The sequence below is a fragment of the Mycobacterium colombiense CECT 3035 genome (assembly GCF_002105755.1).
Classification (GTDB): domain Bacteria; phylum Actinomycetota; class Actinomycetes; order Mycobacteriales; family Mycobacteriaceae; genus Mycobacterium; species Mycobacterium colombiense.
The window spans coordinates 2692247-2715362 of record NZ_CP020821.1; the positions used below are offsets into that span (position 1 = coordinate 2692247).

The following is a 23116-nucleotide window of genomic DNA, read 5'->3' on the forward strand; positions in this document are numbered from 1 at the left end:
TGGTCAGCTCGGGATACGGCCCAGGATGCCCTGGACCAGGGTGGTGGCGTCGTCGCCGAGATCACGTCCGATGACGTCGACGTCGACCACGACGTTGGCCTTGGCCGCCAGGGCCCGTAACGCGCTGGTGTGCTGGCCGCCGACGTCGGTAGTCCGACCGTTGTCCTGCACGGTCCCCAGGGTGCTTTTCACCGAGGTCACCGGACCGGTTTGCACCGGTGTCCCGACGCTGTAGATGCCGGAGATGCCGCCGTGCGAGTAGGTCAGTTGCTTTCCGGCGCAGCCGTTGATCTGATTGACCGCGCCGGTGGCGAAAGCCTTTGCGGCCGCGGCATTGTCGAATGCCGCCACGAATTCCGAAACCCCATGCGGGAAGCCATTGGTGTGCTGGCCCAAGTCGACGCCGTAGATGGCGCGGTAACCGCTGTCGCGGTACGACGCCGTGAGGCCGTTGAACACGGCTTGGGTGCACTCCGGGGGGTCGAAGCTGTCGCCGGGCTGCAACTCGTGCGTCTGCGTCCAGGTCTTGTTGACGTACATGCCCGGCGCCTTGATGAGGCCGGCGACGTCTTCGCCGGTGAGCACCAGCGACTGTAGGCCTTCGGCCGTCACCGCCGGTTCAGGCGGGGCGGGCGTGGTGGCGCTCGGCTTCATCGCACCCGTGGCGGTGGTGTGCGCCGTCGACTGGCCGGCGTGGTTGTCGCCGAGCGTCACCCACAGGACCAACGCCACCACGGCGATGACGGTGAAGGCGTACGACAGCGTCAGTCCGACCATCGCACGATTGCGGCCCCGTTCGCCGCGCCGGCGGATGTCCCTAAGTGCGAAGTGGCCCAACACCGCTCCGACCGGGGCCAGCAGAAAGGCGAACACGACCGACAGCGTCGCCAGCGTGTTCACTTCATGGGCCTGCGGGGGCGGTTGAGCCGGCGGTTGGGGCGGCGGGGCGCCCGGGTCAAAGGGGTTGGGCCAACTGGGACCTGGCCAGCTAGCCGTCATGAGAACGGGTCGTAGTCGGGGTCATTCGCGGGCGTCCTCGGAGGTGGTGCGGAACCGGCCGGCGGCGGTGGCGGCGGGGGTTGGTGTGAGGCCGGCGGCGCGGGAAAGGCGGCCGGTTGCGGAAACGCCGATACGGGAACGGGTTTAGGCTCGCTCCGCCTGAAGTATGCGCTGGATTCCGGCAGGCCGAGCAACACGGCGGAGGATACCGAAATGATCATGCCCGCAACGGCGCCCACATGCAGCAGCTGGCCGAACCACGGCACGGACTCCCCTGGGTCGATGACGAAAACCGCTACGCCCGTGCATAATCCGGGGCCGCAGACCCCCCAGGTCGCGATCCGGGCCCAGCCGCGTCCGCGATCGGTGAGCACGGCCAGCGACACCACCAGTGCCGCGACGACGATCAATCCGGCGGCCGTGGCGACCAGCAGCGGGCCCGATGTGCTACCGCGCGAACGGAAATCCGAAATGGCCACCAGCACGGCGATAGCCGCCGCCAACAACAGCGCGGCGATGCCGGCGAACACATAGCTACCGAAAAACACGGTGACGGGCGATAACCCGGCGACGCTCTTGCCGGGCGGCACCGGCGGCCGGGCCGGCGGGGCGCTGTGGGTGGTCGCGGCGCGGGTCGTGCCGGCGCGTCGGGCGAAGGCGGCGGCGCCGCCCACGAGGGCGCCGGCGAAACCGGTTGGGGGCTGAAGGGATCGAAGAAGGGATCCTGGGAATGGTCGGACATCCTCAGCGCCTCCCCGGCACGCCGGCCGTACGCCTGCGGCGCCACCACAGCGCACCGCCGACGCCGATCCAGGCGGCCAACGGCAACACGATCGCGGCGTACAGGACCGGGCTCAGCGACGTCCCGAATACCGACTTCGGCATCGGGATGAGCACTCCCGGGTCGCCTTTCCAAACCTGGGTCATGGGTCGTGCACTGGTCAGGCCGCCCAGCCAGACTTGCTGCGGGGCATTCTGTTGGGAGGAACTCTGCAGCCGCGGCCCGAACAGCGAACCGCTTGCGGTTGCGGGCAGGGTCGGATGGTCTTTGGCGAAGTCCTTCGGTGTCATGTTGACCATCGGGATGTTGGTGAAATCGACGCCGCCGATCGTCAGCTTCCAGGTGGTGCGGTCACCGGTCTGCCACGTGTAGGTCGCGTCGCCCTCGTAGAAGGAATTGCGGTAGCGGTTGAACAGTTCCTGCGGGCTGAAGGGTTCCTTCGACGTCCAGGCGTCGATGTTGCCCGAGTCAACGATTTTCGAGTAGGCGGTGGCCTTGGTGGCGCTGCGCTGCCGGTACCACTCGGCGGCGATCCGGCTCGCATACACGCGGCGCAGGTCGGCGTACTCGGGCGCGTGGTTCACCTCGTCGACGATCTTCGGCAGGATCATGGTCCGGTACAGATCGTCGTTTTGGCGGGTGATTGCCGCGTCCTGGGCGGGGCAGCCGATGCCCGGTTTCAAGTCCATGCCCTCGATCTCGAGCTTCACATCCAGCGGAGCGTCCAGGATGTACATAGAGTCTCCCTGGGAAGACACGCTGGCCGGCAGCGGGATGATCCACTTCCGTTGCGGGGAAAAGCATTTGGAGCCCTTCAATGCGTCCAAGAACTGGCGGCCGTCCGGCGTGGCCGGGTCGACGAGCTTGGCCGTGGCCTGCTTCATGGTGTAGTCGGCTTCCAGCAGGATCCGCCCGGCGTCGGTGCGGCCGAACTGCGCATCGATGATGCGGTCCGGTTCGTTCGGGTTGAGGTTCACCGTGAACGCCGAGGTTGGTAGCGCCAGCCAGACGAAGAACGAGTCGGAAGCCATGTAGGCGTTGGCATTTCCACCGAACGACGGTGCGCCACCGGTTTGTGTGTTGGCGGCGAAGGAATACTGCACACCGTTGCCGTTGAGGTCGGTGTCGGAGATGTAGCGCAGCTGCAGCGTGGAGAAGTCGACCCCGCCCAACACGCCGCCGATCCCGCTGGAAACGGCACTGATGCCGCTCGCGACGCCGCCGCCGATCCCACTGGCCACGCCGCCGACGATTCCCCCGGTCACCGCGCCGGCGATGCCGCTCACCAGGCCGCCCGTGACATTGGCCAAAACGGTGGCAGCGCCGCCCGTAGCGGCGCCGATGATGCCGGCGACGGTGTTGGCCGCCGTCACGCCTGCGAGGACTCCGGCGTCGACGATTGGGCCGACAACGGCTCCCGGATTGATCGGCATCGGGCCGGCCGCCGGCTTGGGCGCTTGGGGGGCAGGGACCGGTCGGGGCGCTTGCGGTGCGGGGACCGAACCGGGCGCCTGCTGTACCGGGGCGGGCGCCGGAGCCGAGCCGGGCGCCTGCTGCGCCGGGGCCGGCGCCTGCTGGCCCGGGGCGGGAGCCGGCGCGGAGACGGGCACCGGCTCCGGTACCGACTCGGGATCCTGGGCCGCCTGTTCGGTGTCGATAGCCTCGTTGACCTGCCCTTCGACAAAGGCCTTTTCGATGGCCTGCGCCGGGGTGTCCGGAGAGTCACCGGTTGTTTGGTCGGCACCGCCGTGGACGGGGTTCTGCCCGCCGCTGGCGAGAATGGCTTTCCCGGACGGGTCGGGCACACCCACCGTTGGGTAATACCGGACAAATAGCCGGTCGGATGCGCCCAAGCCCCGGGCAACATCGAGCATGGCCTGAAGCGTCGCCGGCGGAGGCTTGTCCGGGAACATGTACACGACTCGGCGGCCGGTCTGCTGTGCGATGCGAAGGAAGTCTTCGAGCTGTGCCTTGTCGACCGCCCCGGTCTTCAGCTCCACGATCTCTTCATCGTTGTGGAAATCGGGGCGGCGGTTGATCGATGTGCCCTTGATCTTCCGGTTGCGGAGGTAGCCGTTTTCCGTGAACTTCAGCTCTTGATCGAGTCTGGTTTCGAAGCTCGTGCCAGTGTTGCGATTGTTGAAAGCACGGACGTAAGCGTCGCGATAGTCGTTCCAGCCCAACGGATTCGCCACGGCGGGCGCCCGCTGATTCTTGTAGACCAACCAACTCTTATAGAGATGTTCTTTCGTGCCGGAGGTGTATTTGCCTCGGGGGTTGATCGATTCCAAGGCTACGTTGCTCGGCTCAGTCAGGGGTGAGAGCGCATTAGCGGATGGAAACGTATAAGTGAGCGGGGTCTTGCCTGGCGGTGGATCCTGATCGGCGGAATACCCGGGCAGTTTCGGCGCTGGATCTGCTGCGGCCTGCGCGATGGGTATGAGCAGGGCGACCAGTGCCAGGGCCAGGACGGTCGCGACCAGACGCCGCGATATCAGCCAAAGCCGCACCATTTGCCAACCTCCCCCGTCATCCTCCGCGCGCTCGAGGGCGAGGAGATGTCGGAATCCTAAGACGGGATTGGTAGCCTTGAAAATTCAGCTGACCCACTCGTCATAGAACGTGCGAGTAGCGGTGGGATCGGCGCTTTCGATCAGGGAGTACAGCAGAGCGTAAGGGCTAGTGAATCCAGCGTCGTCATTCAGTTGGATTTTGAAGTTGGCGCTGATCGGGGCGCCCTCGTCGCGGAACTCACGGTAGACCCAGCGCGACGGATACCCCCGGCGCAACATTTCGCCGAGGTAGTAGCAGGCACCCTCGACGAACTCGGCGTTGACGGAATCGTGGAAGGCCTGAATCGTGGGCGTCAGACGCAGGACCAAAGCGCCAAGGCGGTCGATACTGCCGGGGCTGTAATCCCAGTTGCCACCGTTGCGGGCCGCCCAGTCCGGGAAATTCTGCTCCTGGCGGGCCAGCCACTCGTCGAGCAACGATGAGGGTGGTGGGGCGTTGAAGAGGCCGTCTGCAAGGGTGCGCTCTTTGACCGGGGACCAGTCAGGATGCTGCGCGGCGTAGGCCTGTACGGCCTCCTTCCAGCGTCCGTAGGTGTCGACCAAAACTCCGCTCTCGTCGCGCGCCAACGCCTGCAGCAGCAGGTGGGTAGGCGACAACGCCTCCAGCCCCGATTCGGAATCGGGACGGATGATCGGAAAGCCCGTCGCATCGGGCTCGCCCGCACTGTCGATCCGCCAACGATGCTCCGACAGCCGCCGTCGCAGCAGCGGGTCATCGATCGTGGTACCAGCGGGCGCCTCGGCGACCCAGTCCCAGCGCCCGCCGCCGACCCGCATCAAGGCCTCACCCAGATACGCCACCACTCCTGCGGTAAAGGACTGGTGGTCGTCGTAGAGCGCTTCGGCCGGATCGACCAGCCTGTTCCGCGCCACGGCCTCCAGCGCCGACAGTGAGTCCTCGGAATAATCCAGTTCGACCGCCCCGCCGAGATCGACGTCGCCCATCATGTCGATCAGCAAGTTGATCCGGTCCAACCACCAATCCAGCGGCCCACCCTCCACCGCATTCTCCTATCCAGTCGCAGCGCCGCCCGGTACGCGATCATGCGTGTCGCATTATCCCTGTTGTACCGGAAGATCGCCCGCCACATCATCGCACGGCGATCATCAGCGCGACCGTCGCCGCCACCACGACCGACCGGACGAGGCTGGACGCGGAAATATATGCTTTGCAACGGTTTTCGCTCGCGATCCGGTTGGGTGGCGGAAGTGTCCTTTTACTGAATTCCGCCAACCCATTCGTCGTAACAGGCGCGAGGACGGCCGAGGTCGCCGCGCTCGAGCATGAACGAAAGCACATGGAACGGCCCGATAAAGCCGGCGTCGTCGTCCAGCTGAAGTTGAAAGTTCGCGGTAATCGGGTCGCCCTCGTCGCGGAACTCGCGGCACACCCAACGTGATGGGCAGCCGCGTCGCAGCATCTCGCCCAAGTAGTAGCAGGCACCATCAACGAAGTCGGCATTGCCCGGATCCCGAATTGCAGCCACGGTCGGCGTATTCCGCAAAACCAGCTCGGTCAGCCGGTCGATGCTGCCTGGCGTGTAATCCCAGCTTCCACCATTGGTGGCCGCCCACTCCGAAAACCGCTTTTCCTGACAGGCCAGCCACTGGTCCAGCACCGTCGAGGGCGGCGGGGCGTTGAACAGGCCGTCTGCAAGGGTTCGCTCTTTGACCGGGGACCAATCGGGATTGGTTGCGGCGTGGGCCTTCACGGCCTGCTGCCAGCGCTGGTGAACCACCGGCAACACGGCGGTGTCGCGCGCGAGCACGTTCAGCAGCAGATTCGTCGGCGACAGGCGACAGCGCCTCCAGGCCTGAATCGGCATCGGGCCGAATGATCGGAAAACCCGTCGCGCCGGGCTCGCCCGCACTATCGATACGCCAACGGTGCTCGGAGAGCCGTTGCCGCAGCAACGGATCGCTGGGCAGATCGGCGGGCACATCGGTGGCCCAGTCCCACCGCCCACCGCCGACCCGCATCAAGGCCTCGCCCAGATACGCCACCACTCCCGCGGTGAACGAGTGCTGCTCGTCATAAAGCGCCTCGGCCGGATCGCCCAGCCGATTTCGCGCCGCGGCCTCCACCGCCGACAACGACGCCTCCGAATAGTCCAGCTCGGCCGCCCCGCCCAAGTCGACATCGCCCATCATGTCGATCAGCAGGTTGATCCGGTCCAACCACCAATCGAGTGGGGCCCGTTCCACGGCGTCCTCCCATCCATCTTCGAGTTCAGGACATGTCGCGCTGGCATCGATCGGCACGGTGCCCGATAGTCATAGCAACAGCTGAGCGCCAATGTCATCAGAGGTGGGGATACATGAGCACGCGCCGCCACATCATCGTCAGCGGTGACGACGCGCTCGCGACCACGATCGCCGAGGAACTCAACCGCGCGGGCGCCACGATCGTCAAGCTGCACAGCGAGGAGCTCGCCGGGGCCGATCTCGCCCGCGCCGACGCCGTCGTGTGCGCCGGGGATGACGACGCGAAGAATCTCGAAATCGCCTTGCTGGCAAGGAAAACCAATCCCCGTGTGCGCGTCGTTGCCCGCCTGGGCAACGACGTGCTGCGGGGGGCGGTGGCCGCCGACAACGGTCCCGGCGCCATCCTGGACGTCGCCGACCTCGCGGCGCCGTCGGTGGTCGAGGCCTGCCTGTCGAGCCATACGCATCCGGTCGAGGCGGCCGGCATCAAATTTCTGGTGTCGGGGGCCGAGGCGCCCCGCGACGCGACCCTTCGCGAGATCTATGGCGACCTGGCGCCGGTGGCGGTGATTCATGGCGAGAGCTCCGCCACGCCCGACGAGGTGGTCCCCTGCCCGGGGCGGGATCATCAAGTGCGCGCCGGCGACTGGACCGCGATGATCGGCAGCGCCGATGAGCTGGCCGCGCGGGGCATCAAGACGCCCCGGCCGAGCGCGACACGGTCGCGCCAATCGTGGATGCGGCGCATCTCGGATGCCGCGCGGGCGATGCGCGACGACGTCAACCCCATGCTCTTTCCCGCGATGCTGCTCGCGCTGAGCCTGCTGCTCGCCTCGACGGTCGTCGTGCACTTCTCCTACTCGAAGCCGCGACTGTCCTGGCTGGACGCCATGTACTTCACCGCGGAAACCATCACCACCGTGGGCTACGGCGAGTTCACGTTCCTGCACCAATCGGCGTGGCTGCGGATCTTCGCCGTCGCCCTGATGTTCACCGGAGTGACCACCACCGCGCTGCTCGTCGCCTTCCTGGCCGACTTGCTGCTGTCGCGTCGCTTCGTCCAATCGGCCGGGGTCCGGCGGGCGCGCCACCTGCGCAACCACATCATCGTCGTCGGGCTGGGTTCGTTCGGCAGCCGCGTCGTCGGCGATCTGACCGCCGCCGGATACGACGTCGCGGTGATCGAGCGCGACGAGAACAACCGATTCCTCTCGACCGCAGACGAACTCGACGTGCCGGTGATCTTCGGGGACGCGACGCTGCGCCAGACGCTGGAGTCGGCCCGCGTCGACCGCGCCCGCGCCGTCGCGGTGCTGACCCAGGACGACATGGTCAACATCGAGACGGGCATCGTGCTGCGGGAGATGCTCGGCCCCCGGGTGATGCCCGAGGTCAACCGGCCCGACGTGCCGATCGTGCTTCGGATCTATGACCGCACCCTGGGCGACGCGGTGGCCAAGCGGTTCGGTTTCGAGAACGTCCGCTCGACCGTCGACCTGGCCGCGCCCTGGTTCATCGGCGCCGCGATGGGCCTGCAGGTGCTGGGGACGTTCTCGGTGGGGCCGCGTTCGTTCATGGTGGGCGCCATGCACGTGGCGCCCGGCAGCGAGCTCGACGGGCTGCGGATGTTCGAGATGTCCACCCAGACCCGGGTCATCGCGATCACCCGCCGGGATACGCCCGTCGAGTTGCATCCTCGCCGCGACGCGTGGCTTCGCGGCGGCGACACCGTGTACCTGGTGGGGCCGTACCGCGAGCTGCTGGAGACGCTGCGCAAAGGACAGCCGCCGCAGGAGCCCGCGGTCAACGAGGAGCGCCCGGCGGACAAGGCGACGACCTGAGACTTCCCGGCGCCACGTCCGGGTCAGGACGCCGACCAGCCCAGTGACCCCGCGCCGCCGGATCCGTCGGCGCGGCCGACATGCCGGGCGCACCATTCGGCCAGCTCGTGACGGGCCGCGACGGTCACCGGGTGCTCTACACCGAGCACGCGCGCCTCTTCGTCGACCAACGCCGCCCACGCGGCGACCTCGTCGGTGACGCCCGCCCGGTCCGGGGCCCAGAGCGTGAACATGTGCCGGGCCAGGAGCAGGTGCACGTGGTCGGCGCCGAGTTTTTCGCGCAAATCGCGGATCAACGGTTCGAGCTCGGCGATGGCCGCCGGAACGTCGCCCGCCCGGCCCCGCCAGATCGCCAGCATCAACCTGGTTCCCAGGGTGTCCGCGTGGTCGTCACCGAGCACGCGACGGCGCGCGGCGAGGACCTGTTCACCCTCGGCCATTGCGCCCACGACATCGCCTATCTCCCAACGCTTCTCGGCGATCTTCTCGCGCGCGACCAGCACACTCTCGTGCTCGCCGCCCAAGACGCGCTGCTCGTCGGCGAACAGCTGCGACCACTCGGCAAGCGATGACAGCGAAGGTTGTTGGCGGCCCGCCAACAGGTGGCGAGCGGTCAGAGTGCTCAGGTGGTCGCGACCGAGCACCTCGACGAGGTCGGGTATGAGCCGCGCGAACTCGTCGTAGGCCACGGCTTCCTCGCCCGCCCGCAGCTGCAAGGTGGCCAGCGACACCTTGAGTTCCAGGACCGTGGCGTGCCGCTCGCCCAGGGTCGCCCGGCAGAGGGTGACCAGCTCGTTTGCCTGGCGCGCGGCCCCGGCGTAATCACCGTGATTCGCGCACTCCGTCATCAGCCCGGTCAGTTCGGCCAGCGGGGCGGGCAACTCCTGCTGCGTCATTCGCTAATGAAATCGCCACCGCATCGACGCGGCAATTCACCCCATCTGACCTGCAGCGACGCCGCCGGACGGTCGGCCTACAGTCGCGCCGCCACGTCCGCTGCGCGACGAACCTCATCGACATCCGCGCTCGTCGGGATGAGCTGAACCTCGTCGGTGCCGATGTCCTCGAACCGGCGCAACACGTCCAGCAGCTCGTCTTCGCTGCCGGCCCAGCCCGTCATCGGCGCCATCGCGTCGACGTACTCGGCCGGTATCCAGTTCATGTAGCGGCGCAAATGACGGTGGATCTGGCCGCGAGACTCCTCGGGGGATCCGAACGCGAACCAGAACGACGTGATCAGGTGGGGTTTGGGCTTGCCGGCCTGGGCCCAGGCCTCCCGGGTCACGTCGAACAGCTCGTTCTGCTTGGCGACGTCGAGGTCCAGGGTGGTGCCGGCCAGCCCGTCGGCCCACGCGGCCGCGCTGCGGATGGTTTTCGGCCCGATGCTGCCGACCAACAGCGGCGGGCCGCCAGGCTGGACCGGCGCCGGCCCGACGGGCAGCACCGAGTCGGTGGTCTTCTCCCCCGCCCAGACGCGCTTCATCACGGCTACGCGTTCGGCCATGCCGCGCATCGTCTGCGTCGCCGGGTCGGCGCTCACGGCGTGGTAGTCCTCGTGCCGGCCGCCGACACCGATGCCCACGGTCAACCGGCCGCCGCTGAGCAGGTCACCGGTCGACAGCCCCTTGGCGAGCATGACGGGATCGTGCAGCTGCGGCACGATCACGGTCGTCAGGAGCCGCACCCGGTTGGTCCAGGCGGCCAGCGAGCCCAGCAACGTCAGGTTGTCCGGGTTGTCGAAGGCGATCCGCTCGCCCCAGCACAGCGACGAGAACGGGCCCTCGTCGATGGCGCGCGCCCACGTCTCGAGCACCGTCGCATCCAAATCCGGCTCCATGACCGGCATCGTCATCGCAATCCGCACGACGGCGATTCTGGCATGTTTGATCCCGGGCCCTTCGGTGGAACCATGGACGGGGTGGCGTTCACCAGTAGTTCCATCGCACATGTCCGGCTGACCGTGACCGATATCGAGCGGTCGCGGCAGTTCTACGAGAGCGTGTTCGGTTGGCCGGTGTTGATCGAAGTTCCCGAGAATGCCGACGAACCCACCCGCAACCAGCTGAGCTTCCTGTTCGGTGGCGTCATCTACGACCTCGGCGGGACGCTCCTGGGGCTGCGGCCGGTCGCCGCCGACCGCTTCGACGAGGACCGCGTCGGGCTCGACCACATCGCCTTTCGGCTCGCCAGCAAAGACGAGTTGGATTCGGCGGCAGCACATCTCGACGAACTGGGCGTGGCCCACGAGCCGGTCAAAGACATCGGGCCGTCCTACATCCTGGAATTCCGCGATCCCGACAACATCGCCTTGGAGCTGACGGCACCGAAGTAGCGCGGCGTTGTCGCGCCGGGCATCGGAGTGGTTGACTGGAAAGAACTATGACCATCAGTTTCAACCACACCATCGTCGCGTCACGCGACAAACGCGAAGCCGCCCAGTTTCTCGCCGAGCTTTTCGGCCTGCCCAGCCCAAAGCCCTTCGGCCACTTCATGGTTGTCGAGCTCGCGCACGGCGCGTCTCTCGATTACGCGGATACCCCCGACGGCGAGGAGATCCGGCGTCAGCACTACGCGTTCCTGGTTTCCGAGGACGACTTCGACGCCATCTACGGCAAGATCACATCGCGCAACTTGGAGCACTGGGCGGACCCGGGGCCAACCGGCCCGGTGAGATCAACCACCGCGACGGCGGGCGTGGCGTGTACTTCCTCGATCCTTCGGGGCACGCCATGGAGATCCTCACGCGCCCCTACGGCTCTGGCGGCTGACGCGCGGGCGGCGGTACGCCGGACAGCTCACTCGTCGATGTTCGTGGCGTCCACGTCGTGCCGCACGACCCGCACCTTGCCGTGCGGCAGGCAGGCGGCATATCCGTGGTACTTGCCGTACAGCTCCCACGCGGTGGCATGGTCGTCCGCAGGCACATCGATGATGTGACCGTCGGAGAACTCCAGGTGAAGATCGCCGGAGTCGAACCAGTCGAAGCCTGTGCAGTTTTGCCCGGAGAAATCAAAGAGCGGGCGTTCCTGGACGGCGGGGCCATTTGGGTCGATCTCGACGACTTCGGCGGGGGCGTTGGCAATGGCCGGCAGGGTCAGGCGGATCGGCACCGAAATGACAAGTTCGTTGTCATCGTCGAAGTTCAGCACCAAACCGTCGCGGAACATGATCCGCTGTAACGCGCAGCCCTCGAGCCAATGCCCGATCATTTTCGATTCGGCCATATCCTCACTCCGTCCTCGATAAGTCCAGTGCACATAAGCCGTGCACCGCTCGGCAGAGCGTCAGATGATGAGGGTTCCCGCGTGGCTGGGTAGTTAACCGCCGCTCAGCAGATGTCTGGCCGGAGGGGTATGGGTTTCCGTGACGCCCGGCCCCGGCGATCGCGACCCGCTGGCGGCGGCTAATCGCCGGTGCGCGCCGTGCCGTGCCGCTGGCTTTCCTGCTTGCGGTAGTCGTCGGCCAACTGCGCGACGTGCTTGGGCAGGCCGCCGGTGGCGACATCGGCCAGCGTGGTCTCTTCCAGCACCGACCGCATGCTGGCCCGCAGCGCGCGCCAGACGTCGGTGAGCGCGGCCGTCGGTCCCGAGTACGGCAGGTCGCCGAGCCCGATGTCACGGACGCTGGCCAGCGGGCCGTCGATACAGCGCAGCACGTCGGCGATGCTGATCTCTTTCCCGGACCGGGCCAATTCGTAGCCGCCCTCGCGACCGCGGTGGCTGCGGACCAGCCGGTCGGTGCGCAGGTTCGTCAGGATGTCGACCAGAAATTGCGGCGGAATGCCCTGGGCCTGGGCCAGATCGTCGGTCTTCACCAGCGTTCCGTCGGGCACCGTGGCGAGCTGGATCATCGCCCGCACGGCATACTCCGCCTTCGCCGACATGCGCACTCACAGGATTGTGCCACCCGACGACACCATTTCGGCGCAGCCTGGCTGATCTGGCCGCTACCCGCGTGATTCGAGCAGGTCGATGACCCGCTGCGCCTGCTCCTCGACGGTATCGTCCGGGGTGAGCCGCAGGTCGGGGTTCACCGGCGCCTGATACGGGCTGTCGATGCCGGTGAACTGGCTGATCTCACCCGAGCGCGCCTTCGCGTACAGGCCCTTGGGATCACGCTTTTCGCATTCCTCGATCGGGGTGTCGCAGAACACCTCGACGAAATCGAAGCCGCCCTCGGCGTGCACGTTGCGGGCCAGTTCCCGCTGCTCGGCCAGCGGGCTGATCGCCGGCACCAGCACCACGTTGCCGCAGTCGGCGAGCAGCGCCGCCACATGCGCCAGCCGGCGCAGGTTTTCGGCCCGGTCGGCCATGGAAAAGCCCAGGTCCCCGTTCAGGCCATGCCGCAGATTGTCGCCGTCGAGAACGTATGCCGGAGTGCCCGTTTGGAGCAGCTTCTGCTCGACCAGCATCGCCACCGACGATTTGCCGGAGCCGGACAGGCCGGTGAACCACACCGTCTTGCCTCGTGGCCGAGCCTCGGCGATGGCGGATGACTTGTGCCGCACGGTGTTCGGGCTGGCAGCCTGCGCCGAGGCGTCACGCAGCACCATGCCGGCCGCCACCGTTCCATTGGTGTGCGGGTCGATGAGGATGAACGAACCGGTGCTGGCATTACGCGTGTACTCGTCGAGCAACAGCGGCACCTGGGTGCGCAGCGAAATGCGGCCGAGTTCGTTGAGCTTCAACGCCGTTGCCGTCTTGTCGCGATGCAGCGTGTTGACGTCGAGCCGGTAGTCGAGCGCGGTCACCTTGGCGTGCGTGGTGCGGGTGGTGTGCTTGATGACGTAGTCGCGGCCGGGTTCGAGCGCCGCGTCGTCGGCCATCCAGCACACCGTCGCGTCGAACTCCCGCGCGATTCGGGGCTGATTGTGGGTGCGGGCGATCAAGTCGCCGCGCGAGATGTCGATCTCGTCGGCCAGGGTCAGCGATACGGCCATCGGCGAGAACGCTTCTTGCACCGGCCCATTCGGCCCGTCGATCGCGGTGATCCGGGTCTGCTTGCCCGCGGGCAGCACCACCACCTCGTCGCCGGGACGCATGACCCCGCTGGCGACGGTACCGGCGTAGCTGCGGTGGTCCTGATGCTCCCGGGTGTGTGGGCGGATGACGTACTGGACCGGGAACCGCACGTCGACCATGTTGCGGTCACCGGCGATGTACACCTCTTCGAGGTGCGACAGCAACGCCGGACCCTCGTACCAGGGTGTCTGGTCCGACTTGGTCACCACGTTGTCGCCGTGTAGCGCCGAGAGCGGGATGGTGGCCACGTCGTGCACGTCCAGGCGCGCGGCGAACGCGTGGAATTCGTCCCGGATCGCCTCGAATTTCTCTCTGTCCCAATCGATCAGGTCCATCTTGTTGACCGCGAGCACGATGTGCTGAATGCCCAGCAGGGACGCCAGGAAGGCGTGCCTGCGCGACTGTTCGAGCAAGCCGTGACGCGCGTCGACCAGCACGATCACCAGCCCGGCGGTGGACGCGCCGGTCACCATGTTGCGGGTGTACTGGATGTGGCCGGGCGTGTCGGCGATGATGAATTTCCGCTTGGGAGTGGCGAAGTAGCGGTAGGCGACGTCGATCGTGATGCCCTGCTCGCGCTCGGCCCGCAGGCCGTCGGTCACCAGCGCCAGATCGGTGTAGTCGTGTCCGCGGTCCTTGGACGTCTGCTCCACCGCCGCCCATTGGTCTTCCATCACGGCCTTGGAGTCATAGAGCAGCCGACCGATCAGGGTCGACTTGCCGTCGTCGACGGAACCCGCAGTGGCCAAGCGCAATAGCGTTGTCATCAGAAGTACCCCTGCCGTTTGCGGTCTTCCATGCCGGCCTCGGAGATCCGGTCGTCGGCTCGGGTCGCCCCGCGTTCGGTCAGGCGCGACACCGCGGTCTCGGCGATGACCTCGTCCACGGTGGCGGCCTGCGATTCCACGCATCCGGTGCACGTGACGTCCCCGACGGTGCGGAACCGCACCGTCGCTTCGAATACGGGTTCGTCGTCACGCGGATGCATATTCTTGTCGACCGCCAGCAGCATGCCGTCGCGGCGGAACACCTTGCGCTGGTGGGCGTAATAGATCGACGGCAGCGCGATGTTCTCGGCGCCGATGTAGGACCATATGTCGAACTCGGTCCAGTTGGACAGCGGGAACACCCGGATGTGCTCGCCCTTGTGATGCCTGCCGTTGTAGAGGTTCCACAGCTCGGGCCGCTGCGCCTTGGGATCCCACTGGCCGAACTCGTCGCGGAAGCTGAACACCCGCTCCTTGGCGCGCGCCTTCTCTTCGTCGCGGCGCGCTCCCCCGAACGCGGCGTCGAACTTGTTCTCCCGGATGGCACGCAGCAGCGTGACCGTCTGGATCGGGTTGCGGCCCTGGCGCGGCTCGACGACCCGGCCGGCGTCGATGTCCTCCTGAACCGAGGCGACCACCAGGCGCACGCCGTGCTCGGCCACCAGCTCGTCGCGGGTCGCGATCACCTCGTCGAAGTTGTGCCCGGTGTCGACGTGCATCACCGGGAACGGCAGCCGCCCGGGACGGAAGGCCCGCAGCGCCAGGTGCAGCATGACGATGGAGTCCTTGCCGCCGGAGAAGAGCAGCACCGGCCTTTCGAACTCCGCGGCAACCTCACGGATGATGTGGATCGCCTCCGCCTCCAGCGAGCGCAGATGGCTCAACTCGTACTGTCCGGCGGCCGGTGCCACCGTCACATCACTGGTCATAGCTTCCTTCGATTAAAACCTGGCAGAACTGACCATATTTGGCATCTTAACGATAAATAAGACCAGCTCGGCCCTCCGCTGTCAACCGCGGGCCCGCCTGGCACGCACGCCGGTCACCGGACACATCACGTCAAGAGTCGCGGCAGTACTTTTGCGGCCGATTGTGGTGCGAAAGCATGGACGGATGACTGCCACCCCTGAAACCGCCGGGCCATCCGCGCCGAGCGGTCGCGATGTCATCGCGCAGTTCCTCCCCCAATCCCCGTTCGTCGTCAAGCTGGGCATCGTCGCCGACCGCCTCGAAGAGGACGAGGTGCGGCTGCGCCTGCCCTGGGACCCGTCCAACGTGACCCTCGGCGACATGGTCCACGGCGGGGCCATCGCCACGCTCGCCGATCTCACCGTGATGGCGGCGGCGTGGTGCGGCGCGCAGGCACCGCCCGAGCTGCGGGGCGTGACGGTGTCGCTCACGCTGGACTTCATGGCCCCAGCCCGGGCCACCGACGTGATCGGCGTGGGCCGCGTCCTACGGCGCGGCCGCTCACTGGTCAACTGCGAGGCCGAGATCGTCGACCCGCAGGGCACGCTGGTCGCCAAGGCGCTGGCGACCTACAAGGTCGGGTGAGGTCTAGAGGGTGACCTCGTCGAGCTTGCCGGTGGCCACGTCGAAGACGAATCCGCGCACCGAGACGTGCTTGGTGACGAAGGGGTTGCCCTCGATGCGGCGCAGCGATTGCCGGACATCCTCGGCGGGATCCGGGAACGCCTCGGCGGCCCACGGCGGTTTGATCCCGGTCTCCTCGTGTATGGCGCGCTTGAAGTCGTCGTCGGTGAAGGTGAGCATGCCGCAATCGGTGTGGTGAATCAGGATGATCTCCCGCGTCCCCAGCAGCCGCTGGCTGATGGCCAGGGAGCGGATGACGTCGTCGGTGACGACACCACCGGCGTTGCGGATGACGTGCGCCTCACCCTCGTGAATGCCCAGGAGGCGATAGACGTCGAGCCGGGCGTCCATGCACGCCACGACCGCGACATGTTTGGCCGGCGGCATCGGCAGCGGCCCCTTGAAGGTGCTCGCATATTCGGCGTTGTTGGCCAGGTATTCCTCGGTAACCGTCACGCAGGCCTCCTTGGGAGTGTCGCGGTCTGAACCGTGCTGCGTTTGCTGCGCGGCTCGGTACCGCGGTGGATGCTAACAACCGATCACACGCGATTCACGCATGAGAATCAACCGGATCGGAAGGGGATCGAACGCGCCGGCGGCCGCAACGCGCGACGCTGTGCCGGGGGCTCGATAGCCTGTCCCAATGCGACGTGGGGTGTGCGGACCGGCATGACTCGGTTTCTGGCACGCCGGTTGCTCAACTACGTTGTGCTGCTGGCGCTGGCATCGTTTCTGACCTTTTGCCTGACGTCGGTGGCCTTCAGGCCACTGGACAGCCTGCTGCAGCGCAGCCCGCGCCCACCCCAGGCCGTGATCGACGCCAAGGCCCACACGCTGGGACTGGATGAGCCGATCCCGATCCGCTACGCGCACTGGGCCTCGCACGCCGTGCGCGGCGACTTCGGCAAGACCATCACCGGGCAGCCCGTCGGGACGACGCTGTGGCGCCGCGTCGGGGTGACCCTGCGCCTGCTGATCATTGGTTCGCTGGCGGGCACCCTGCTTGGCATCGCGGCCGGGGCCTGGGGCGCCATTCGGCAATATCGACTCAGCGATCGTGTGGTCACCATGGTGGCGCTGCTGGTGCTCAGCACCCCGACATTCGTCATCGCCAGCCTGTTGATCCTCGGTGCGCTACGGGTGAACTGGGCCGTGGGCATCCACATTTTCGACTACACCGGGGAGACCTCACCGGGCGTGACCGGTGGCGCCGGCGCGCAGCTGCTCGACCGGTTACGGCACCTGGTCCTGCCGTCGCTGACCCTGGCGCTGGGCGCCGCGGCGGGCTACAGCCGTTATCAGCGCAACGCGATGCTGGACGTCCTGGGCCAGGACTTCATTCGCACGGCGCGCGCCAAAGGGCTCACCCGTCGGCGCGCGCTCGTCAAGCACGGGCTGCGCACCGCGCTGATCCCGCTGGCCACCCTGTTCGCCTACGGCGTGGCCGGTCTGGTGACCGGGGCGGTGTTCGTGGAGAAGATCTTCGGCTGGCACGGCATGGGTGAATGGCTGGTGCAGGGTATCGCGACGCAGGACACCAACATCATCGCGGCGATCACCCTGTTCTCCGGCGCGGTGGTGCTGTTGGCCGGCCTGCTCTCGGACGTGTTCTACGCGGCCCTTGATCCGCGGGTGCGGGTGTCATGACGTCCCAAGCGGATATCGATGGCGCCCACGGCTTTTCGGCGCACGAGGTCGCGGACTTCACCTCGCGGCGGACGCTGGTGCTTCGGCGGTTCGCCCGCAACAGGTTCGCGGTGGCGTCGCTGACCGTGTTGGTGCTGTTGTTTGTCGGCTGCTACGCGTTGCCCGCCGTGCTGCCGTATTCCTACGACGATCTCGATTTCACCGCGCTGCTGCAGCCGCCGAACGGGCGGCACTGGCTGGGCACCAACGCGCTGGGTCAGGACCTGCTGGCGCAAATCCTGCGCGGCATGCAGAAGTCGATGCTGATCGGCGTCTGCGTCGCGGTCATCTCCACCGGCATCGCCGCCACCGTCGGGTCGATCGCAGGCTATTTCGGTGGCTGGCGCGATCGCGCGCTGATGTGGGTGGTGGACCTGTTGTTGGTGGTGCCCAGCTTCATTCTCATCGCCATCGTGACGCCGCGGATCAAGAACTCGGCCAACGTCTTGATGTTGGTCCTGCTGCTGGCCGGGTTCGGCTGGATGGTCAGCTCGCGCATGGTGCGCGGCATGACCATGAGCCTGCGTGAACGCGAATTCATCCGGGCGGCAAGGTATATGGGGGTGTCCAGCCGCCGCATCATCGTCGGCCACGTGGTGCCCAACGTGGCGTCCATCCTGATCATCGACGCCGCGCTCAACGTCGCATCGGCGATCTTGGCCGAAACCGGCCTGAGTTTCCTGGGTTTCGGCATTCAGCCACCCGACGTGTCGCTGGGGACGCTGATCGCCAACGGCACCCAATCGGCGACCACCTTTCCCTGGGTGTTTCTGTTTCCCGCCGGAGTGCTGGTGCTGATCCTGGTGTGCGCCAACCTCACCGGTGACGGCCTGCGCGACGCGCTCGACCCGGGCAGCGCGGTGCTGGGCGGTGGGGGCCGGTGAGCCCGCTGCTCGAGGTGACCGACCTGGCGGTCACGTTCCCGACGGGTGGCGATCCGGTGACCGCGGTGCGCGGTATCAGCTACCGCATCGAACCGGGGGAAGTCGTCGCCATGGTCGGTGAATCCGGTTCGGGGAAGTCCGTTTCGGCGATGGCCGCCATCGGCCTGTTGCCCGAGTACGCACAGGTGCGCGGCTCGGTGCGGTTGCACGACACCGAACTGCTTGGCCTCGGCGACGACGCGATGTCGCGGTTCCGCGGCAAGGCCGTCGGCATGGTGTTCCAGGATCCGATGTCCGCACTGACGCCCGTCTACACGGTCGGCGACCAGATCGCCGAGGCGATCGAGATCCACCAGCAGCGGGTGGGCAGGAAGGCGGCTCGCCGGCGAGCCGTGGAATTGCTCGAGCTAGTGGGCATCGCGCAGCCCGATCGGCGCGCCCGCGCGTTTCCGCATGAGCTGTCCGGCGGCGAAAGACAGCGGGTGGTCATCGCCATCGCGATCGCCAACGACCCCGACCTGTTGATCTGCGACGAGCCCACCACCGCGCTGGACGTCACGGTGCAGGCGCAGATCCTCGAGGTGCTCAAGACGGCGCGCGACATCACCGGCGCCGGGGTGCTCATCATCACCCACGACCTCGGCGTGGTGGCCGAGTTCGCCGACCGCGCCCTGGTGATGTACGCCGGGCGGGTCGTCGAGTCCGCTACCGTGCATGACCTTTACCGGGATCGCAGAATGCCCTACACGGTCGGGTTGCTGGGCTCTGTCCCGCGGCTGGACGCGGCCCAGGGCACCCGGTTGGTGCCGATCCCCGGGGCGCCGCCGTCGCTGGCGGGCCTGGATCCCGGGTGTCCCTTCGCGCCGCGCTGCCCGCTGGCCATCGACGAATGTCGGCTGGCCGAACCGGAATTGCTCGCCGTCGGCGCCGATCACCGCGCGGCCTGCATCCGGACCGACCGGGTCGACGGCCGAAGCGCCGCGGACATCTACGGCGTGAGTACCGAAGCCCGTCACGCGGAGTCCGCTGACACGTCGGTGGTCGTGCGGGTGCGCGACCTGACCAAGACCTACCGGCTGACGAAGGGAGTGTTGCGTCGCAGCGCCGGCGAGGTGCGCGCCGTCGACGGCGTCAGCTTCGAATTGCGGCGGGGCCGCACCCTGGGCATCGTCGGTGAATCCGGCTCGGGAAAGTCGACCACCCTGCACGAGATCTTGGAACTCACCGGGCCCGAATCGGGTTCGATCGAGGTGCTGGGCACCGACGTCACCGCGTTGAGCGCCGCGAGCAGGCGGGCGCTGCGGCGCGACATCCAGGTCGTCTTCCAAGACCCGGTCGCGTCGCTCGACCCGCGATTACCGGTGTTCGAGCTGCTTGCCGAACCCCTGCGGGCCAACGGGTTCGACAAGGGCCGCACCAACTCCCGCGTCGCCGAGCTGCTGGAGATCGTCGGGCTGCGCCGCGCCGACGCGGTTCGTTATCCCGCCGAGTTCTCCGGCGGGCAGAAGCAGCGCATCGGCATCGCGCGTGCGCTCGCCCTGCAACCGAAGATCCTGGCGCTCGACGAACCGGTGTCCGCGCTCGACGTGTCCATCCAAGCCGGGATCATCAACCTGCTGCTGGATCTGCAGGAGCGATTCGGCCTGTCCTACCTGTTTGTCTCCCACGACCTTTCGGTGGTCAAGCACCTCGCGCACGACGTCGTCGTCATGTATGCCGGCGCGATCGTCGAGCAGGGCGACAGCCGTCGGGTCTTCGCCGACCCCCAACACGAATACACTCAGCGCCTGCTGAACGCGGTGCCGCAACCGGATCCGGGCAGACGTGTCTAGGCCGGCGGTCACGGCGGGTGTGGGCGCCCGGTTCGCGGCGGTGTTTCTCGCGACGGCCCTTGCGCTGTCGGGGTGTTCGCCGGCCGTCAAGCTGATCCCCGAGACCGGCCACAACGCGCAGATCGGCTCGACGAGCGACGTCAACCCACGCGATCCGGCGACCCTGCAGGACGGCGGCAACCTGCGGCTGGCGCTGACCGACTTTCCGCCGAACTTCAACATCTTGCATATCGACGGCAACTCGGCCGACGTCTCCGCGATGATGAAGGCCACCCTGCCGCGGGCCTTCGTCATCGGGCCCGACGGCTCGACGACGGTCGACACCGACTACTTCACCAGCATCGAACTCACAAGCACTGCGCCGCAGGTGGTTACGTACACGATCAACCCCAAGGCGGTGTGGTCCGATGGCACGCCAATCACCTGGGAGGACATCGCCAGCCAGATCCACGCCCTGAGCGGCGCCGACAAGGCGTTCGAGATCGCGGGGCCCGGCGGCGCCGACCGCGTCGCGTCGGTGACCCGCGGCGTCGACGACCGGCAGGCCGTCATGACGTTCGCCAAGCCCTACGCCGAATGGCGCGGCATGTTCGCCGGCAACGGAATGCTGCTGCCCAAGAGCGTGACGGCCACCGCCGAGGCGTTCAACAAGGGCCAGCTGGAGGGGCCGGGCCCGTCGGCAGGACCGTTCGTCGTCTCGTCGCTGGATCGGACCACCCAGCGGATCGTGTTGAGCCGCAACCCGAAATGGTGGGGTCCGCGGCCCCGCCTGGACAGCATCACGTACCTGGTGCTCGACGATGCCGCGCGGCTGCCCGCCCTGCAGAACAACACGATCGACGCCACCGGGGTCGGCACGATCGACCAGCTGACCATCGCGCAGCGCACCAAGGGCATCTCGATCCGGCGCGCCCCCGCCCCGGCCTGGTCTCATTTCACGTTCAACGGCGCCCCGGGTTCGATCCTGGCCGACAAGGCGCTGCGCGTCGCGGTGGCCAAGGGGATCGATCGGCAGACCATCGCCAAGGTCGTCCAGTACGGCCTGACCAGTGACCCTGTGGCGCTGGGCAATCACATCTATGTCGCGGGGCAGCAGGGCTATCAGGACAACAGCTCGGTGCTGCCGTACGACCCGGCCGCGGCCGGCCGGGAGCTTGACGCGCTGGGCTGGAAGCGGGCCGGACAGTTCCGGGAGAAGGACGGCCGGCAGCTGGTGATCCGCGACTTGTTCTACGACGCGCAGGGCAGCAGGCAGTTCGCCCAGATCGCCCAGCACAGCCTCGCCCAGATCGGCGTCAAGCTCGAGCTCGTCTCCCGGTCGGGCAGCGGCTTTTTCACCAATTACATCAACGTCGGCGCGTTCGACATGGCCCAATTCGGTTGGCTCGGGGACGCTTTCCCGCTCTCGGCGCTGACCCAGATCTACAAGTCCGACGGGGAGAGCAATTTCGGCAAGATCGGCAGCGAGCAGATCGACGCCGCCATCGAAGGCACGCTGGAAGAACTGGATCCGGCCAAGGCGCGGGCTTTGGCCAACGACCTCGACAAGATGATCTGGGCGGAGGGATTCAGCCTGCCGCTGACCCAGTCGCCCGGTGACGTCGCGGTACGCAGCACGCTGGCCAACTTCGGCGCGGCCGGTCTGGCCGATCTCGACTACACCGCCATCGGCTTCACGCGGACTTGAGCCGCCGCCGTAGCCCATTCGGGATCGGCAGGGCGCCCTCGACGACCGCCGCCGCGCCGAGCGCCTTCCACAGCAGCCGCACCTCCGGGCGTGGCGGCAGCGCGTCCAGCGCCGCCGCCTGTGCGGCAAGCCCATTCAGGTCGCCGCGCCGAACCGCGTCGGCACTGGCGAGCGCGACGGGCTCCCGGAAATCCAGCGCGCTGTGCGCCATGTTCGGCAGGCTCAGCAGCACCGCATTGGGCAGCAGCGACGCGACGCGCTGCGCGACGGCCGGCGGGGTGATCAGGTCACGGCCTCCGGAAACCACCGCGGTGGGCCAGCCGAATTTCGGCATCTCGGCCACCAGGTCATAGGGCTCGTCCTCGAAAGTCACCCGCTGCGTGCGGGCTCTGCTTTCGGCGACGGCGGGATCGAGCGGCAGGCCGTCAGGTTCGGCGGCGTAGTCCAGTTCGCGGAACGCGATGCGGCTCACCAGATCCTCTTCGTACCGAAATGGCAGGTTGCTCAGGGTGGTGAACCGGGATAGCGTCCACCACAATAGTTTTCGGCCGTCGAGTAGCAGGTCGAGTTGCCGCTCCAGCAGGTCGGTCCCGCCGTAGCCGTAGATCGTCGCGACGACCTGTGTCGCGGTCGCGTTCATCACGCCGGCATCGACGAGTTTGCGCATTTTCGGTGCCACCGAGGCGGTTTCGGGGCTGTCACCCTTCAGCAGCAGCCGGCGGATCGCGCGGCGCACGATGACGATGTCGTGCCGGGACAGCAGCGGCGAATCGAGCACCATGCCCCGCACCCGGTGCGGGTGGCGCACCCCCACGCCGGCCGCGATGTAGGTGCCGTACGAGGCGCCGTAGATGACGGCCGACTCCGCTTGAACGTCGTCGAGCACGGCCGCCACGTCGTCGACCACCTGGTTCACGGTCAGCGATTGCGGGGGCAGATCGGCGCCCGCATCGTCGTGGCGCGACATCCCCACCCCGCGGTGCTCGATCATGATCACGTCGAGACCGGCCGCCGCCGCGCGGCGCCGCAGCCCCTTGTACATCTGCACCGACGCCACTCCCGGTCCCCCGGGGATGATGACCAGCGGATGGGCGGACTTGCGGCCCGCGCGCACGTAGTACAGATCGAACTCTTCGGAGCTGTGCGGGGAGATGGGTCGGCGCACCGGCCGCACGCCGGGCAGTTCCGCCAGCTTCTCCTGTATCCGGCTGCGCTTCGCGTTCATCGTCATTCGGGTAGGCCCCCCA

General features: G+C 67.3%; 20 protein-coding genes and 1 pseudogene. 8 read left to right on the forward strand and 13 right to left on the reverse strand.

What is annotated here, in order from left to right; translation table 11 throughout:
* Positions 1-3 precede the first annotated feature (3 nt).
* The 5 genes from B9D87_RS12330 to B9D87_RS12350 form a co-directional block, all read right to left on the reverse strand.
* Positions 4-900 (reverse strand): sensor domain-containing protein, encoded by an 897-nt coding sequence (locus tag B9D87_RS12330; protein WP_007773851.1) that lies wholly within the window; start codon positions 898-900, stop codon positions 4-6.
* A gap of 95 nt (positions 901-995) precedes the next feature.
* The gene (locus tag B9D87_RS12335; RefSeq protein ID WP_085382811.1) at positions 996-1673 is read right to left on the reverse strand and encodes a hypothetical protein; all 678 of its coding nucleotides are present in this window, start codon (positions 1671-1673) and stop codon (positions 996-998) included.
* A 70-nt stretch (positions 1674-1743) separates the two neighbouring features.
* Entirely contained in the window at positions 1744-4005 is a 2262-nt protein-coding gene (locus B9D87_RS27030) for a hypothetical protein (RefSeq protein ID WP_157373231.1), read from the reverse strand.
* A gap of 372 nt (positions 4006-4377) precedes the next feature.
* Complete coding sequence (locus tag B9D87_RS12345) at positions 4378-5328, reverse strand: hypothetical protein (RefSeq protein WP_148664701.1); 951 nt, start codon at positions 5326-5328, stop codon at positions 4378-4380.
* A 242-nt stretch (positions 5329-5570) separates the two neighbouring features.
* A complete protein-coding gene (locus tag B9D87_RS12350; protein WP_007773831.1) occupies positions 5571-6179 on the reverse strand; it encodes a hypothetical protein in 609 nt (202 codons plus the stop codon).
* Positions 6180-6671: 492 nt separating this feature from the next.
* Here B9D87_RS12350 and B9D87_RS12355 point away from each other — a divergent pair, with 492 nt between their 5' ends.
* Positions 6672-8399 (forward strand): NAD-binding protein, encoded by a 1728-nt coding sequence (locus B9D87_RS12355; RefSeq protein ID WP_007773825.1) that lies wholly within the window; start codon positions 6672-6674, stop codon positions 8397-8399.
* A 23-nt stretch (positions 8400-8422) separates the two neighbouring features.
* On the opposite strand, the gene B9D87_RS12360 is transcribed toward B9D87_RS12355, so the two are convergent.
* Both B9D87_RS12360 and B9D87_RS12365 read right to left on the reverse strand, forming a co-directional pair.
* Entirely contained in the window at positions 8423-9295 is an 873-nt protein-coding gene (locus B9D87_RS12360; RefSeq protein ID WP_007773823.1) for a tetratricopeptide repeat-containing protein, read from the reverse strand.
* A gap of 77 nt (positions 9296-9372) precedes the next feature.
* Positions 9373-10251, reverse strand: a complete 879-nt coding sequence (locus B9D87_RS12365; RefSeq protein ID WP_007773821.1) for an LLM class flavin-dependent oxidoreductase — start codon at positions 10249-10251, stop codon at positions 9373-9375.
* Between the two features lie 57 nt (positions 10252-10308).
* Between B9D87_RS12365 and B9D87_RS12370 the strand changes: the two genes are divergently transcribed.
* Positions 10309-10731, forward strand: coding sequence for a VOC family protein (locus tag B9D87_RS12370; protein WP_007773819.1), 423 nt, complete (start codon positions 10309-10311; stop codon positions 10729-10731).
* Between the two features lie 47 nt (positions 10732-10778).
* Positions 10779-11167 (forward strand): annotated as a pseudogene (locus tag B9D87_RS12375) (VOC family protein).
* 27 nt (positions 11168-11194) lie between these two features.
* Here the strand turns inward: B9D87_RS12375 and B9D87_RS12380 are convergent.
* The 4 genes from B9D87_RS12380 to cysD form a co-directional block, all read right to left on the reverse strand.
* Complete coding sequence (locus tag B9D87_RS12380) at positions 11195-11623, reverse strand: DUF6188 family protein (RefSeq protein ID WP_007773815.1); 429 nt, start codon at positions 11621-11623, stop codon at positions 11195-11197.
* A 179-nt stretch (positions 11624-11802) separates the two neighbouring features.
* Positions 11803-12288: an Rrf2 family transcriptional regulator gene (locus B9D87_RS12385; protein WP_007773814.1), complete on the reverse strand. Its 486-nt coding sequence runs from the start codon at positions 12286-12288 to the stop codon at positions 11803-11805.
* 57 nt (positions 12289-12345) lie between these two features.
* The gene (cysC, locus tag B9D87_RS12390; RefSeq protein WP_007773811.1) at positions 12346-14187 is read right to left on the reverse strand and encodes an adenylyl-sulfate kinase; all 1842 of its coding nucleotides are present in this window, start codon (positions 14185-14187) and stop codon (positions 12346-12348) included.
* Positions 14187-15116 (reverse strand): sulfate adenylyltransferase subunit CysD, encoded by a 930-nt coding sequence (gene cysD / locus B9D87_RS12395; RefSeq protein ID WP_007773810.1) that lies wholly within the window; start codon positions 15114-15116, stop codon positions 14187-14189. Before cysD ends, cysC begins: the two co-directional genes overlap by 1 nt.
* Positions 15117-15300: 184 nt before the next feature.
* Between cysD and B9D87_RS12400 the strand changes: the two genes are divergently transcribed.
* On the forward strand, positions 15301-15741 hold the full coding sequence (locus B9D87_RS12400; RefSeq protein WP_007773808.1) for a PaaI family thioesterase: 441 nt from the start codon (positions 15301-15303) through the stop codon (positions 15739-15741).
* 3 nt (positions 15742-15744) lie between these two features.
* Here the strand turns inward: B9D87_RS12400 and B9D87_RS12405 are convergent, their stop codons facing one another.
* Entirely contained in the window at positions 15745-16236 is a 492-nt protein-coding gene (locus tag B9D87_RS12405) for a beta-class carbonic anhydrase (protein ID WP_007773807.1), read from the reverse strand.
* A gap of 213 nt (positions 16237-16449) precedes the next feature.
* Here B9D87_RS12405 and B9D87_RS12410 point away from each other — a divergent pair, with 213 nt between their 5' ends.
* The 4 genes from B9D87_RS12410 to B9D87_RS12425 are packed head-to-tail and all read left to right on the forward strand — an operon-like array spanning position 16450 to position 21869.
* Positions 16450-17427 carry an ABC transporter permease gene (locus B9D87_RS12410; RefSeq protein WP_007773805.1) on the forward strand — a complete coding sequence of 326 codons (978 nt, stop codon included), beginning with the start codon at positions 16450-16452 and terminating at the stop codon, positions 17425-17427.
* Positions 17424-18350 (forward strand): ABC transporter permease, encoded by a 927-nt coding sequence (locus tag B9D87_RS12415; protein ID WP_007773803.1) that lies wholly within the window; start codon positions 17424-17426, stop codon positions 18348-18350. Before B9D87_RS12410 ends, B9D87_RS12415 begins: the two co-directional genes overlap by 4 nt.
* A complete protein-coding gene (locus B9D87_RS12420; protein WP_007773802.1) occupies positions 18347-20182 on the forward strand; it encodes a dipeptide ABC transporter ATP-binding protein in 1836 nt (611 codons plus the stop codon). Before B9D87_RS12415 ends, B9D87_RS12420 begins: the two co-directional genes overlap by 4 nt.
* 19 nt (positions 20183-20201) lie before the next feature.
* On the forward strand, positions 20202-21869 hold the full coding sequence (locus tag B9D87_RS12425; protein ID WP_007773801.1) for an ABC transporter family substrate-binding protein: 1668 nt from the start codon (positions 20202-20204) through the stop codon (positions 21867-21869).
* Here the strand turns inward: B9D87_RS12425 and B9D87_RS12430 are convergent.
* On the reverse strand, positions 21856-23100 hold the full coding sequence (locus B9D87_RS12430) for an alpha/beta hydrolase (protein ID WP_040631177.1): 1245 nt from the start codon (positions 23098-23100) through the stop codon (positions 21856-21858). The two genes, B9D87_RS12425 and B9D87_RS12430, sit on opposite strands and share 14 nt — an antisense overlap.
* Positions 23101-23116 lie beyond the last annotated feature (16 nt).